The organism is Gluconacetobacter diazotrophicus PA1 5, assembly GCF_000021325.1.
Taxonomy (GTDB): Bacteria; Pseudomonadota; Alphaproteobacteria; order Acetobacterales; family Acetobacteraceae; genus Gluconacetobacter; species Gluconacetobacter diazotrophicus.
Window position 1 is genome coordinate 464,806 of the sequence record NC_011365.1, and the last position, 13,985, is coordinate 478,790.

A 13,985-nucleotide genomic window follows, 5' to 3' on the forward strand; every position below is an offset into this window, starting at 1 on the left:
GCGCTCAGGACCGGCAGAATGCCGCGATATCGGCAAGCGTCGCGCTGTCCTTGCGGGCAGTTTCCAGTTCGCATTCAGCGTCGATGCCCGCACCGTAAACCCGCGCGAGTTCGCCGCGGAACGTTCTGAGGGCTGCAATCGAGCCCGCCATAAGGTCCGTCCCGGCAACCGGCCTGGCGAACGCACCCGCAAGCGTTCGCGGCTGGGCATTGCCCCGTTCAGCCAGGACATATTGCGCGCGGGCAAGGGCGGCAAAGCTGTTCTGCTTGCCTGAGGGCGCGACCGTCGCCGCCGCTTCCACCAGCGCGCCCAAAGCCGTTTCCATCACGCCGCTTTCGTCGGCGTCACCCAGATTCTTTCGGAGCAGTTCACGATTCACACACAGATAAAGATAAAACACCCCCGACCCGAACCCGGCCTCGCTCAGGAAGCCGGCCCCGGCATCCTCTTCCGGGCGTTTCAGATCGTCGATGGCGGTATAGTAATCGTCCTCGACCGTGACGCGATGCGTGGTGATGGCGTGCGCGACCTGCACCGCCGCTTCCCGGTTATAGGATGGTTCGCTTGCCAGCATCCGGCCGAACAGGGCGATATCCGCCGCCGTGTCCGTCCGATACAGCAAGGCGTCCTTTTCTTTTGCCAGGTCGATCTTCTCGCCGGCGGCCAGCCGGTCGGCCATCGCAAACGCGGCCTCACGCTCGGCCGGCGAAATGAAGACAAGCTGTTCAGTGTAGGTGGAATTAGCGTCCTTTTCCGCCTTCACCTTGCCATAGATCCCGGCAATGTCCCGCGCGATCGCCAGGGATCTTTTTTCGTCCAGTCCCTTTTCCAGAAGATGCTGCCGGATCTCGTTCCCCAGCCGCTGGGTGCGCTGCCCCATATGCCCCGCAAGCGCCGAGGAAAAGATTTCCGATGTGCGCCAGGCCCGCTTGAGGGCCTGCGACGAAATCCGCAGGCGCGTCACGCCGCCCACATTGGCGGTCTTGGGATTGCCCGTGTCGTCACGATTGACGTTAGACGGCGGATAGAAGGTCAGGAGATGCAGTTGCAGAAATCGGCTCACGACTGAAGTTCCTTTTCGGACTCGATGGATTGTTCGGCAGATGCGCCGCTGTCCGGCTCGCCCGCATTCCAGTATTCGTAGACCCAGCGCACGCGAATCTTTTCCGCCGCCATGTCGTCCCACATCCCTGTCCGGGGCCAGGCGAGGACCGACCTGGCCAGATCGGCAACGTTCACGGTCCTGCCGGCCAACGTCACCAGGCGGCGGAATGCCGTAAGGCACTCGTCAAACTCGCTCGCATCCAGCAGTCTGCGGAACCGCACCGGTTTGCACAGTGCCGTCGCTACCTTCGCCATATCCGTCGGTCCGATCTGGCGCGCCACGAACTGGGCGGGATTGTCCGATCGCACATGCGCGAGAACCGCCGCGACCAGCGCCACCCGGGCAAGTTCGCCCTCCCGCCGGGCGCCGCATCGCCGCGCCAATGTCTGTACCGCCGGCTCGAACAGCGCATCGACGATGCTCGCGCAACGGCGCAGCCGTGCCAGCGTCCCGCGGTCGCCCGGCCGTCCGCCGGGGTCCGGCTGCAATTCGCGCCACCAGTTCCGCGCCTTTTCGGCAATCGCGTTTCGGTCATCTCCGGTCATGGCTGCTTCATCCTGGACGTCGCTTTCCGTGTAACGGGCACGGGAATTTTCAGAACCATCATGAGCGCCTGCCCTTCCTTTCCACCGCCCGCGACAGCCGCCCCGAGCCGCCGGCGCGCCAGCGCGGATCGTTGCGCCTCGGTCGTTCCCGTGTCCGGAGTCAGCATGACGGCGGAGTCGAACAGGTCCAGGGCCACCCGCCGAAGGGCGCGCAGCCAGATGCGCCGCAGATCGATGTCATCTCCGTCACCCAGCAGCACCGCCTGATGGAGAAGATCGAAGAACGTTCCCTCCGTCTGCGCCCAGAACCGTTCGCGCAGGCCGGAGAACAGCGTTGCATCTGGCGAGATGGTCCCCTTGCCAAACAGGGCCTCCCGGACACACTGTCGGAGGATACCCGCCACTTGGTCGGCGGCCTCGACATACGCTCGGGCCAGTGCGTCAAGCGCCTCCTGACGCACCGGATCGACCACGCCGGGCAGCGGCATCTCGCTCTCGACGAAGCTGCGGGCCTTCATATTGTCCATGTCATAACCGGCCGCCAGAAGCCGAGGCGTGAGCGAGGCGGCAACGTTCCGGGCCCGGTCGTTACGCCATGACAGCACCGTGCTTGCCGGAAGCCGGTGCGTATCGCTGCTGTTCACGACAATCCCGGCCCAATGGCGGTATCCGATTCCACCCGGCTGCGGGTGGACGCTCAGCCATTCGGCGTCTTTCTTCTGGCGATAACGGGGCGTCAACGGGTGGATGGATGCGCCCGCGCCATAGGGCATCCCTGTCCAGTCGGCGTAGCTTGCGCCATAAGGACGCTGTCGCCAGCCCGGTACCAGAACGGCATCCGGCTGCCCCGTCAGGTCGCATATGCCGTCCTCCGCCGCTTCGAAATCGAGGCGAATACGCCGCGGCATTCCCCACCAGCATTGCAGCGGATGGGCGTTATGGCCTGGGCGTACACTGGTTCCATCCTTGCCTGACCCGATTGTCGGCGCGAGCCACGGGAACACACGGGGCAGGTCTGCTTCGGACGGAGGCACCCCGAAGGGCGTATTCGCCCATACCATCTCCCACAGGCTCGCTCCCTCCCGGGGCAGGACCAGCGTGACCAGGGGGCCGCCGCCCCGCAGGCCGGTCATGTTTCCCGCACCGCCGCTCGGCGCCCAGGACTGGAGGGTAAACAGGGCCATGCAGGCGGCCGGACGCCCCAGCGCCATGATCCGCTGCCGATGCACGAACAGATCCGTGTTCTTCTTTACGGTGCTATCGCCAGGCGCATCGATCAGCAGACGTTCCACAGGCTCCTGGCCGCTCTGGAGATTTTCCAGGTCCTGCAGGAAGCGTGGCCCCGGCCCATCGAGCCAGAAGGCTTCGGCCACAGGGGCGAAGGCTTCGTCCAGCGCCTCCACGGAAGGTGGGTCTTCCCAGGTTTCGCACCAGATATCCTCGTTTTTGGGCGGAAACGCCGTTGCCAGCAATCCGATCAGGAATTCAAGGGACGCGATGCGGAAATCCGCCCGTGGCCAATCGAGCGCCATGATCGGATCGTCGGCCACGCGGTCCACGATCTGCGCCGGACGAATGGTCTCCGCCGCGCCGGATTTCCGGCGAATGGGCAGCCATGAAGCGGTCAGAAGATTCATGGGAAACGATCTCATTTAGCGTAGCCAGATAAAGGCAAAACTTTTACTTTGTCGCTGGCGCCAGACGGCCAGGTCCGGCGCCAGTGACGTTCGAGGTACCGGCAATGCCGGCGAATACCGATAAAACGAACGATTGCCACACGTTACACCCTCCTTTCCTTGACAACACACAGCCGCCCCATTCGGGGCGGCTTTTGTCGTTTTCCATGTTTCAAGGTTGAAGTCAAAAATATTCGAAGACTCGAACACAACTTATGTTTTTTGATTTTTTCCCCAGACTAAGCTGGATAGTCAATTTTTACAGCATGTTAAAATATCCCCGCGGTAGCGGGGAAAAGGTGGCTATCTCTAGCGAAGCCTCCATCACAACGGTCCATCCCGCTATGCGGGAACAACCTCCAATCCATAAGTCCGATCGTAACCGATCACAACCTCATGACCGGTCTCTATCTGCCCCGCCCCACGCCAACCTTCTTCCATTTTCTGAAGTATGAGCAGCAGAACGCTACTTTCATCCTCCCGTTCCCAGCGGGGCCACTCCGCTCGCGCGGCCGCCACGACGCGCTCCAAACCAGGTGGAGGAGGACAACGGGCCAGACGATATTGCGCCACCGACACCTCGGACAGCGCCCATGCCCGCCGATGCTCGCCCGCGCAGGCAAGGCCGGGGTCGATTTTCGCGGCCCAGGGCAGCACTCTCCCGTCCTGCATGACCGCAAGCCTGACGGTCACGTACGGCAGATCCTCCAGCCGGGTCGGTGTCCTGGCTTCACGCTCCCACAGCGCGCCGTCCGCCACGTATCCTGCATCGAACGACAGGACATTCCGGTCTGCAGCGAAGCCGGCCGCAAGGGCTTTACCCATCGCGTCCGTGCTGCCCGCCGCCAGCCCGTCCGGGACCGCGCCCGGAGCGTCGGCGTCACCTGCCTCCTCGATCAGGGCCCTGATCCTTCCCGGACTTTCGATCCGTCCGTACCTGAACAGGGTCCGGGCCGTCCGCCAGAGCAACGCCGGATCGCGGTACACCGCGGCCGTTCCGGGCAACACGCGCCTGACCCATGATGGATCGGGTTCAGCGACCGGCTCGGGCGATATGACGAGCAGTTCCTCCCGATCGACAGGTCGTGCGATGCGGTCATGGCGGCGCAACCGCCCGGCGCGCTGGATCACCTGGTCCATCGGCGCGAGGTCGGTCACGAGCACATCGAAATCCAGGTCGAGGCTTTGTTCGATGACCTGCGAAGCCACCAGCACGGCGGAACGCCCCGTCGTTTCCTTGTTCTTTCCGAACCGCGCAAGCACGTCACGCTCGATCGCCAGGCGGTCCACCATGGCGAAACGCGCATGAAAGACCAGTAACTCAACGCCCTGCGCACGAAGGAATCGGGCGGTTGCAATCACCTCGTCCACCGTGTTGCGAATCCATGCGACCGCCGCTCCGGCGGCGGCGGCGGCGATGACTTCGCGGGAGGCGGCATCGGTGTCGGCCAAGCGTCGGACAGCGATGCTACGCGCCAAGCCAGGCCGCAACGCGCAGGGGTATTCTTCGGCCCCAGCTTTGCCGACGAGCGTGACTAGAGGATAGGCCGTGCCCGACAAGGGCGCAGGGTCTACCGTATCCAAACCGCTTCGGAAGGCGTTCGTCAATTCCTGCCGAATCCGCTGCGTCAACGTGGCAGACAGCAGCAAAGCCGACCCACCCATTGCCGCGTGGAACCGGAGCAAGGCCACCATTTCCCGACGCATATAGGGATCGAAGGCGTGGCATTCGTCCACGATAAGAATCTTGCCCGCCAGACCGGCGTGCCGCACCGTCGCGAAGCGTACGGGCAATACGGCCATCAGCGCCTGGTCAATCGTGCCCACCCCTACCTGAGCCATCAGGGCACGCCGTGATTCGCTCCCCAGCCACGCCGCGCAATAGGCTTCCGCCGTTTCATCCATGATCCGGGCATCGGGGAATGCGTCCGATCCGTCATCGGGGGCCAATGCCGCGGCAAATCGCTCGTCCAGCCGCGCACGACCATGGGCCAGCGCCAGTGACGGGCGCGCGGACGGCTGGAAGAGCCGGCGATAGGCCGCCGCCAGCCGGTCATACATGGCGTTCGCCGTGGCCATTGTCGGCAGGGCAACGAACAGTCCCGAACTCCGTCCTGCCGCGATCAGCCTCTGGGCCATGACCAGCGCGGCCTCGGTCTTTCCGCTGCCGGTCGCATCCTCGATAACCACCAGCACCGGCCCGGACGGCACCGGCAGGGTTTCGAGCAACGCCTGCATCGGCGAGGGCTCGCGGATATGGTCAAACAGCCCGGCCGTGCCCGCGAACGGCGCCCCCACCATCGGTCCCAGCCCCGCCCGGTGGATGGCCGACTGTGCCCGGGGCAGCGCGTGGTTCCAGAAATATCCCGATGGATCGGCCACGCTTTCCGGCGTGACATAAGGAAACCATTCCTGTTGCGAGCCGATCCAGTCCGCCTGGATAGTGACCCGCGCCAGCATCCATTCGAGTCGCCTGAGCGTATCATCTCCGGGACGCAGGATAGGCGGCGGCCGGAACACGTCGAACAGAAGGGCGACGAGTGTCCGGGCACGTTCGATCGTGTCAGGCGCCAGCGTGTTCCTGTCCTGGGCCGATACAGGCTGCCCATGATGGCCTGCGACGGCACGCAGAAGCTTCAGTTTATGGGTCAGCCGCCAACATTTTCCGTCCTGGCCGTTCGCGAACAATGCGGCAAGGACGTCATCGACCATGAGATCCAGCAGCGCCAATCCCGCCGCATCGTGAAAACATGGGACCAGTTCTACCGGAAAGCCCCCCAGGATGGCTTCAGGCCAGCATATTTCGACCTTTGCCTGGAAGGCAGGCATGAGCTTGCCGATATCGTGTAATGCGACCAGCAGGCCAAGCTGACGACGGTCAAGGCCGCACTTCGCATTTTCGGGCAGAAGGACCGCGACAGCGGCGACGTCGAGCATATGCGCGATGAGCGGGTGCATGACCGGCCCGATCATGGCGCCTTCCGCTGGAACAGCACGCGCTTTTCCCCAGAAGAATTCCAGTCCGTTCGAACGCATGGCCATGGCCCCTCACGCGGCCCGGGACGCCGCGGGCATCCTGTTCAGCGCGCGGCGATGCGTAGCCGTTCCGCCACCCGGTCATGGCCCATCAGGGGCAGCAGGTCGCGCATTTCGGGGCCCTTTTCCTCGCCGGTCAGGGCGACGCGCAGGGGGTGGAAGACCGATTTGCCGCTGCGGCCGGTGGCGTCGCGGACGGCGGTGGTCCAGTCCTTCCAGGTCTGCGCGTCCCACGGTTCGGGCGGCAGCAGGGCCAGCGCCTGCAGCAGGTAGGCGCCTTCATCGTCCTGGACCGGCGGCACGATCACGCCGCCGACGACGTCCCACCAGTGGCGCAGTTCGGATACCATGTCGACATTGCCGCGCACGGCCATCCAGAACGCCTCGGTCGCACCCTCGGGCAGGCGGTCGCGAATGGCGCCGAAGGGCATCTGGTGCATGACCCGCCGGTTCAGGGCCAGAAGCTGCCGCATGTCGAAACGGGCCGCCGAGCGCGACACTCGCCGCACGTCATAGCTGGCGGCCAGGTCGTCGAACGACAGCGGCGCCGGGTCGTCCGCGCTGCCCAGCCGCGCCAGGTAGGACACGATGGCGACGGGATCGATCCCGTCCTGCCGCAGCGCGCGGATCGACAGCCCGTCGAACCGCTTGGACAGCTTGCCCCCGGCTTCGTCCAGCAGCAGCGGCAGGTGGGCGAAGGCGAACTGGCCGACCTTTCCGCCCAGGGCCTCGGCGATGTCGATCTGCACCCCGGTGTTGGTCAGATGGTCCTCGCCGCGCAGCACGTGGGTCACGCCGGTTTCCATGTCGTCCACGACCGAGGCCAGCGTGTACAGCACCGTGCCGTCGGCCCGGACCAGGACCGGGTCGGAAATCGACTGCAATTTGACCTGCGAGCGGCCCATGACCATGTCGTCCCACGCCACGGTCCGGTCCGACAGGCGGAAGCGCCAGTACGGCACCTTGCCGTTCGCCTCGGCCTGGGCGCGCTGTTCCGCCGTCATGCGCAGCATCGCGCGGTCATAGATCGGCGGCTTGCGCATGCGAATCCGGGCCTCGCGCTTCGACGCCAGTTCCTGCTCGCTCTCGAAACACGGATACAGTCGGCCCGACGCCTTCAGCGTTTCGATCGCCGCCGCATAGCGGTCCAGCCGGTCGGACTGGCGGAACGTTTCGTCCCACGTGATCCCCAGCCAGGCCAGGTCGGTATGCAGGGCATCGACATACTCGTCGCGCGAACGCTCGCGGTCGGTATCGTCGATGCGCAGTTGGAACGTGCCGCCGTGACGGCGCGCGTACAGGGCGTTGGCAATCGCCTGGCGGGCGTTGCCGACATGGATCAGGCCCGTCGGGCTGGGCGCAAAACGGAGTTTCATGCCGCCCTATATGCGTCGGACGCGCCCGAAAGACCAGCCGCGACGAAAGGCCGCCGGATGCGGTCTATTCCGGGGTCTCGTCCTCGTCATCCTCGACCATGCGGCGCGGGTCGATCGTCCGCCAGTCCCGTTCCATCGGGGTCGCGGCATGGGCCGTGAAATCGTCCAGTTCGTTGGCCGAACGCCAACCGTCGTCGCCCGCATCCAGGATTTCGGCATCCTCGCCGAAGGACATCCATGCCTGCAGCACCTCGCGCGGGGCGGCGCCGGCGACGCGGCAGCGTTCGATGCTGTCGCGGACATAGGCGCGGGCGAAGGCGTTGGCATGCGCAAGGTCAAGAAAACCGCCGATATCCTCGACGATGCCCTCCTCGGCGCCGCCGGACAGGTCCAGGATCCGCACGCGCCAGCCGGTCTCGGACGCGGTGGGTTCGGTGGGTTCGAAGGGCGGGGGTGTATCGGTCAAAGGCTGCTTCCGTTCAATGAAAGGGATCAGGAGGGTGGAACGGCCCGGCCATGCGCCTGGCGCAGCAGGAATTCCCGTCCGACCTTCACCCGGGCCTGGCCGTCATAGGACACGATGTCGGCGGTGGCATAGGTTTCCGACCAGCGGTCGGGGATGAAGGAGCCGGTTCCCACCACGTCGATCGGGGCATGGGCATCGGCCATGGCCAGGCATTTCTCGCCGCTGAAGCCGGATGAGACGATGATCCGCACCCTGGGGAAACCGGCTTCGTCCAGGGCCTCGCGCATGCGCCAGATCGCGGCGGCCGAGACGCCGGTGCCCACCAGGTGGCGCAGTTCGGTTTCCGAGCGATAGCGGCGGATGGTGCCGGGGGTGTTGCGTTCCAGCGCGGCGTAGGACGACGCCGGGTCCAGCCCTTCGAGGAACCGGCCGCCATGCGTGTCCAGCCGCACGGCCAGCCGCCCCGCGGCGGCCAGTTCGGGAAAGGCGCGGCAAACCTGCAGCGCGTCCGTGATCTCGCGGCCGAAATAATCGACCAGCACGACGAGGTCGGCATCCGGGTAGGTCTCGTGGAACATTTCGGCGGCGCGCAGGGTGGACCCGGCATAGCCGATCAGGGCATGGGGCATCGTGCCCAGTCCATGCTCGGCGCCGAAGAAGGACGCCGTGGCGTCGTTCGCCCCGCCGATGAACCCCAGCGCGCCCTCGCGCCGGGCGGCGGCGCTGCCGACCGAGGCGGCATAGGCCATCTGCTCCTGCATCTCGAACCCGGCGCAATGCCGGGCCTCCATGGCCAGGAAGCGCACGTTGGGCAGGGCCATCGCCATCTGGTACGCGTTGTGCGCCGCGACGCAGGGCGGACCCAGCTTCTGCAGCAGCAGCGTTTCCAGGTCGCTCAGCGCCGCGAACGAGCCGGTGATGTAGACCAGCGGCTCGCCCGCGCCGACCCAGGTTCCTTCGGGAAACATGACCTCGTGCGTGATCGCGCTGCCGCGCGCGCGGGTCACGTTGTCCAGCCAGTCGATCATCAGCCGGGGCGCGGAGATGACCGGCCGGCGGATGAACATGGCATAGGTCACGACCCGGTCGCCGAAGCGGGTCACGATGTCCCGCGTCCGGTTGAAGTAGGCGTCCGTCCGCGCGCTGATCGTGCCGTCGTCCAGGGCCTGGGACGGCCCGAAGGCCCCGTCTGTATCTGCTGCCGACATCGTTCCCCCGTGGGTCGTTTTCTTATGCGGCCTCCGTTCCCTTCGCCGCCGACCCGCGCAGGCGCGCGGTCAGTTCCTCGGACAGCAGGAACGCCATTTCCAGCGACTGTTCGGCATTCAGCCTCGGGTCGCAGAAGGTTTCATAGCGTTCACCAAGATCGGCTTCGGTCAAGCGGTGGGCACCGCCCACGCACTCGGTCACGTTCTGCCCCGTCATCTCGATATGCACGCCGCCAGGGTGGGCGTTTTCGGCCTGGAACACGTCGAAAAAGCCGCGAATCTCGGCCAGGATGGCCTCGAACGACCGCGTCTTGATCTTGTTGTCGGTCGAAATCGTGTTGCCGTGCATCGGATCGCACAACCACGTGACCGTGCGCCCGGACGCCACCACCTTGCGCAGCAGGGGCGGCAGGTGCTTGCCCACGCCCTCGGCCCCCATGCGCGAGATCAGCGAGATCCGCCCGGCCTCGTCACGCGGGTTCAGGATGTCCAGCAGGCGTTCCAGGTCCTCGATCGTCGTGGTCGGGCCGACCTTGATGCCGATCGGATTGCGGACGCCGCGCAGGAATTCGACATGCGCGCCGTCCGGCTGGCGCGTGCGGTCGCCGATCCAGACGAAATGGGCCGAGCAGTCGTACCATTCGCCCGAGGTCGAATCGACGCGGGTCAGCGCCTGCTCGTACGGCAGCAGCAGCGCCTCGTGCGAGGTATAGAATTCGGTTTCGTCCATCTGGCGCGTGGTGGCGCCGGTGACGCCGCAGGCGGCCATGAAGGCCAGCGTCTCGTCGATTCGCTCGGCCAGGACGCCATAGCGCTCGGCCAGGGGCGAGCGTTCGACGAAGCCCAGGTTCCAGCGATGGACTTCCTGCAGGTTGGCGTAGCCGCCGCCGGCGAAGGCCCGCAGCAGGTTCATCACCCCCGCCGACTGGAAATAGCCGGTTTCCATGCGCGCGGGGTCGGGAATGCGGGCTTCGGGCGTGAAGTCCGCGCCGTTGATGATGTCGCCCCGGTAGGACGGCAGGCTGACGCCGCCGATCGTTTCCGTGCCGGACGAACGGGGCTTGGCGTACTGGCCGGCCATGCGGCCGATCTTCACCACCGGCACCTTGGCGCCGAAGGTCAGCACCACCGCCATCTGCAGCAGCACGCGGAACGTGTCGCGGACGATGTCGGCGGTGAATTCGCTGAAGCTCTCGGCGCAGGCGCCGCCCTGCAGCACGAACGCGCGCCCCTGCGACGCCGCCGCCAGGCTGGCCTTCAGCCGCCGTGCCTCGCCGGCAAAGACCAGGGGCGGATAGCGGCGCAGCCGTTCCTCCACCGCCCGCAGCGCGGCCGCGTCGGGATAGTCGGGGACCTGGCGGATGGGAAACGACCGCCAGCTCTCCGGCGTCCAGGCCTGCCGGGAAGAACTGTCGTGACTGTGCGTCGCACTCATGGTCGTATCCTAAATTCCTCTGGTCGTCCGGTCGCGGCCCCCTGTATGCCGCCAACCGCCATGTCCCCCGACCCGCGCCCCACTGGCCGGACCTACAAGGGGGCAGTCTTTATGTAGAAAAATCCAACCCAACGCAAAGAGCTTCGTCACCACGCACCCCGGACGCGCAACCCTGTTTTTCGGGCGTGCATTCCCGCGCCGCAATCGGCTAGACCCGGCGGGACGCATCCGCGCGACGCATGGACGACGTGCGGAACCGGGGTCTTAACGGACCGCGGGACACATGACATGCTCGTATCGCATCCGAATGGAAGGATTACCGATGGCAGCCACGCTCCGCACGGGCCTGTTTCCGCTTCTGGCCGGCTTGTGCCTGCTGGCCTCTCCTGCCCTGCCCTCTCGCGCCATGGCGGCGCCGGATGACTTCTCGTCGCCCGGCAACCGGCTTCCGCCCCAGAACCAGGACGGGGTCGAGGCGCAGCATGGCGAGGACAAGACCGTGGTGGGACGCCGCAGCCTGCCGCCCGGCTATCAGGACGCGCCGTCGATGGACATGAACCATGGCCCCGATCCGGATCACGAGGCCAACGTGCATCGCGACGCGGTAACCGGCAGCGACCTGTCGCGGTTCGGCAACGCCTATCAGAGCAGCGGTCCCTACGGCCAGGGCCAGATGGGGGATGCCACCGGGAACGGCTGGGTCACTCCCCGCTGAGTGTTGGCCCGTAAACGCGCGCTGGTGGCGATCCGGCGCGCGTCTGCGGGCCGCTCTCGCTCAGCAGCCCACGTTTCCGGGCCGACACGGCCGAAAACAAATCGGGGTTTAGTCCGCCTGGCGGTCCGTGACGCGGGTCCGGGTGCGCATGGTGACGAATTCTTCGGCCGAGGTGGGGTGGATGCCGACCGTGCGGTCGAAATCGGCCTTGGTCAGGCCGGCGGTGACCGCGATGGCGAGGCCCTGCATCATCTCCGGCGCGTCGTCGCCGATCATGTGCGCGCCCACCACCTTCTGCGTCGCCTGGTCGACCACCAGCTTCATGATCGTCTTGCGGGCCCGGCCCGTCAGCGTGTGGCGCATGGGCGTGAAGCGCGCCAGATAGATATCCACGATACCGTCGCGGGCGGCCTCTTCCTCGGTCAGTCCGACGGTGGCCAGCGGGGGCGAGAAGAAGACCGCCTTGGGCGTCGTGGCCAGCGACCAGCTTCGCGGATGGTGGCCGGTGCCGAACAGGCGGTCGGCCAGGCTGTGGCCCTCGGCGATCGCGACCGGGGTCAGGTTCAGCCGGTTGGTGACGTCGCCGATGGCGTAGATGCCCTCGACATTGGTCTCGCCCGTGCCGTCCACCACGATCCGCCCGCCGGCGACGGTGTCCACGCCGGCATGGTCCAGCCCCAACGCGCCGACATTGGGGCTGCGCCCGGTGGCGAAGAACACGCAATCCGCGATGACGTGCGATCCGTCATCGAGCCGGACCTCATAGGCGTCGCCCACTGGTTGGATCGACACGGGCGACCGTCCCGTATGCTGGCGGATGCCCCGCGCCGCGATGGCGTCGTGAATGCCGTGCCGCATGTCCTGGTCGAAGCCGCGCAGCGGCAGGTCCTGCCGGTAGACCAGGTCGACCTCCGACCCCAGCCCCCGGAAGATGCCGGCGAATTCGATGCCGATATACCCGCCGCCCACCATGCAGACCCGCTGCGGCCGGGATTCCAAGTGAAAGGCCGCGTCCGACGAGATCGCATGTTCGATCCCCGGCAGGGACGGCATGTCGGGGGCCGAGCCGGTGGCGATGACGATCCGTTCGGCGGTCACGCGACGGACCGGCGCGTCCGGCGCCAGCGCACCCGGGCCGATCACCAGCGTATGTGCGTCCTCGAACCGGGCTGTGCCGGTGAACAGCGTGACCCCGGCCTTTTCCAGCAGCGAGACATAGATGCCGTTCAGGCGGCTGATTTCATGGTCCTTGGCCGCGATCAGCGCCGCCCAGTCATGGTGGCCGGGGGCGATGTTCCAGCCGAAACCATGGCTGTCGCGGGCCAGGTCGTTGTACTCGCTGGCCTGGACCATCAGCTTCTTGGGGACACACCCCAGGTTGACGCAGGTTCCGCCCCAGTGCCGGTTTTCGGCGACGGCGACACGGGCACCATGGCCGGCGGCGATGCGCGCGCAGCGCACGCCGCCCGACCCCGCGCCGATGACGAACAGGTCGAAATCATACGTCATGGATCGGTCCCGGCTGGATCAGCGTTCGGCGAAGGCTTTCTCGACGACATAGGCGCCGGGGGTCGAATTGTTGCCCTCATCGAAGCCGCGGGCGACCAGCATCGCCTCGGTATCGGCCAGCATTTCGGGCGAACCGCAGATCATGACGCGGTCATGCTCCGGGTCCAGTTCCGGGATGTTCAGGTCGGTGAAGATCTTGCCCGTCTCGATCAGCTTGGTGATCCGGTCGGTAACGGCGAAGGGTTCGCGCGTGACGGCGGGATAATACAGCAGCTTGCCCGACACATCCTCGCCCAGGAATTCGTGCTGCGGCAGTTCGTGGCGGATATGGTTTGCATAGGCCAGTTCGCCCGAGATGCGCACCGTGTGGCTGAGGATCACGCGGTCGAACCGTTCATAGGCCGACGGGTCCTTGATCAGGCTCATGAACGGGGCCAGGCCAGTGCCGGTGGACAGGAAATACAGGTTGCGCCCGGGGCGCAGATTGTCCAGCAGCAGCGTGCCGGTGGGCTTGCGGCCGATCAGCACCTTGTCGCCCGGCTTGACGTGGCGCAGGCGCGAGGTCAGCGGGCCGTCCGGAACCGCGATGGACAGGAATTCCATCTGGTCCTCGTAATTCGCGCTGGCGATCGAATAGGCGCGCAGCAGCGGCTTGCCCTCGACCTCGATGCCGATCATGGCGAACTGTCCGTTCTCGAACCGCAGGGCGGCGTCGCGGGTCGTCGTGAAGCTGAACAGCCGGTCGGTCCAGTGATGGACGGTCAGCACCGTCTCGGCGTTCAGGTGGCCGTAGGTCTTGGTCGGCTCGGCCAGATGATACACGCCCGCCTCGCCCGGTACGGGCTCCAGACCGGTGGGGACGGTCTCGGTGGCTGGCATGGTCAACGTATCGGACATGACGTCAAACTCTCCCG

At 66.1% G+C, this 13,985-nt stretch carries 11 protein-coding genes; 1 reads left to right on the forward strand and 10 read right to left on the reverse strand.

Features of this window, described 5'->3' with window-relative positions; translation table 11 throughout:
- Window positions 1-4: 4 nt before the first annotated feature.
- From cas7e to GDIA_RS02185, 8 genes are all read right to left on the reverse strand, one after another.
- On the reverse strand, window positions 5-1,063 hold the full coding sequence (cas7e, locus tag GDIA_RS02150) for a type I-E CRISPR-associated protein Cas7/Cse4/CasC (RefSeq protein ID WP_012226055.1): 1,059 nt from the start codon (window positions 1,061-1,063) through the stop codon (window positions 5-7).
- Window positions 1,060-1,650, reverse strand: a complete 591-nt coding sequence (casB, locus tag GDIA_RS02155; protein ID WP_012226056.1) for a type I-E CRISPR-associated protein Cse2/CasB — start codon at window positions 1,648-1,650, stop codon at window positions 1,060-1,062. Before casB ends, cas7e begins: the two co-directional genes overlap by 4 nt.
- Window positions 1,647-3,287, reverse strand: coding sequence for a type I-E CRISPR-associated protein Cse1/CasA (casA, locus tag GDIA_RS02160; RefSeq protein ID WP_012553114.1), 1,641 nt, complete (start codon window positions 3,285-3,287; stop codon window positions 1,647-1,649). The genes casB and casA overlap by 4 nt, the downstream gene beginning before the upstream one ends.
- Before the next feature lie 381 nt (window positions 3,288-3,668).
- Complete coding sequence (locus GDIA_RS02165) at window positions 3,669-6,368, reverse strand: CRISPR-associated helicase/endonuclease Cas3 (RefSeq protein ID WP_081434691.1); 2,700 nt, start codon at window positions 6,366-6,368, stop codon at window positions 3,669-3,671.
- 38 nt (window positions 6,369-6,406) lie between these two features.
- Window positions 6,407-7,738 (reverse strand): glutamate--tRNA ligase, encoded by a 1,332-nt coding sequence (gltX, locus tag GDIA_RS02170; RefSeq protein WP_012553116.1) that lies wholly within the window; start codon window positions 7,736-7,738, stop codon window positions 6,407-6,409.
- 64 nt (window positions 7,739-7,802) lie between these two features.
- The gene (locus tag GDIA_RS02175) at window positions 7,803-8,204 is read right to left on the reverse strand and encodes a hypothetical protein (RefSeq protein WP_012226060.1); all 402 of its coding nucleotides are present in this window, start codon (window positions 8,202-8,204) and stop codon (window positions 7,803-7,805) included.
- Window positions 8,205-8,230: 26 nt separating this feature from the next.
- Window positions 8,231-9,412 carry a nicotinate phosphoribosyltransferase gene (locus tag GDIA_RS02180; protein WP_012226061.1) on the reverse strand — a complete coding sequence of 394 codons (1,182 nt, stop codon included), beginning with the start codon at window positions 9,410-9,412 and terminating at the stop codon, window positions 8,231-8,233.
- A gap of 22 nt (window positions 9,413-9,434) precedes the next feature.
- Window positions 9,435-10,847, reverse strand: coding sequence for a class II 3-deoxy-7-phosphoheptulonate synthase (locus tag GDIA_RS02185; protein ID WP_012226062.1), 1,413 nt, complete (start codon window positions 10,845-10,847; stop codon window positions 9,435-9,437).
- 322 nt (window positions 10,848-11,169) lie between these two features.
- Here GDIA_RS02185 and GDIA_RS02190 point away from each other — a divergent pair, with 322 nt between their 5' ends.
- Complete coding sequence (locus tag GDIA_RS02190; protein ID WP_012553117.1) at window positions 11,170-11,562, forward strand: hypothetical protein; 393 nt, start codon at window positions 11,170-11,172, stop codon at window positions 11,560-11,562.
- Between the two features lie 108 nt (window positions 11,563-11,670).
- Here GDIA_RS02190 and gorA read toward each other — a convergent pair whose 3' ends face one another.
- Both gorA and GDIA_RS02200 read right to left on the reverse strand, forming a co-directional pair.
- Window positions 11,671-13,071, reverse strand: a complete 1,401-nt coding sequence (gorA, locus tag GDIA_RS02195) for a glutathione-disulfide reductase (RefSeq protein WP_012226064.1) — start codon at window positions 13,069-13,071, stop codon at window positions 11,671-11,673.
- A gap of 18 nt (window positions 13,072-13,089) precedes the next feature.
- Entirely contained in the window at window positions 13,090-13,968 is an 879-nt protein-coding gene (locus GDIA_RS02200) for a ferredoxin--NADP reductase (protein WP_012553118.1), read from the reverse strand.
- Window positions 13,969-13,985 lie beyond the last annotated feature (17 nt).

Bases quoted from the DNA above. Each gene is read 5' to 3' on its own strand.
- casB (WP_012226056.1), bottom strand. From the start codon at position 1,650: ATGACCGGAGATGACCGAAACGCGATTGCCGAAAAGGCGCGGAACTGG.
- casA (WP_012553114.1), bottom strand. From the start codon at position 3,287: ATGAATCTTCTGACCGCTTCATGGCTGCCCATTCGCCGGAAATCCGGC.
- GDIA_RS02165 (WP_081434691.1), bottom strand. From the start codon at position 6,368: ATGGCCATGCGTTCGAACGGACTGGAATTCTTCTGGGGAAAAGCGCGT.
- gltX (WP_012553116.1), bottom strand. From the start codon at position 7,738: ATGAAACTCCGTTTTGCGCCCAGCCCGACGGGCCTGATCCATGTCGGC.
- GDIA_RS02180 (WP_012226061.1), bottom strand. From the start codon at position 9,412: ATGTCGGCAGCAGATACAGACGGGGCCTTCGGGCCGTCCCAGGCCCTG.
- GDIA_RS02185 (WP_012226062.1), bottom strand. From the start codon at position 10,847: ATGAGTGCGACGCACAGTCACGACAGTTCTTCCCGGCAGGCCTGGACG.
- GDIA_RS02190 (WP_012553117.1), top strand. From the start codon at position 11,170: ATGGCAGCCACGCTCCGCACGGGCCTGTTTCCGCTTCTGGCCGGCTTG.
- gorA (WP_012226064.1), bottom strand. From the start codon at position 13,071: ATGACGTATGATTTCGACCTGTTCGTCATCGGCGCGGGGTCGGGCGGC.
- GDIA_RS02200 (WP_012553118.1), bottom strand. From the start codon at position 13,968: ATGTCCGATACGTTGACCATGCCAGCCACCGAGACCGTCCCCACCGGT.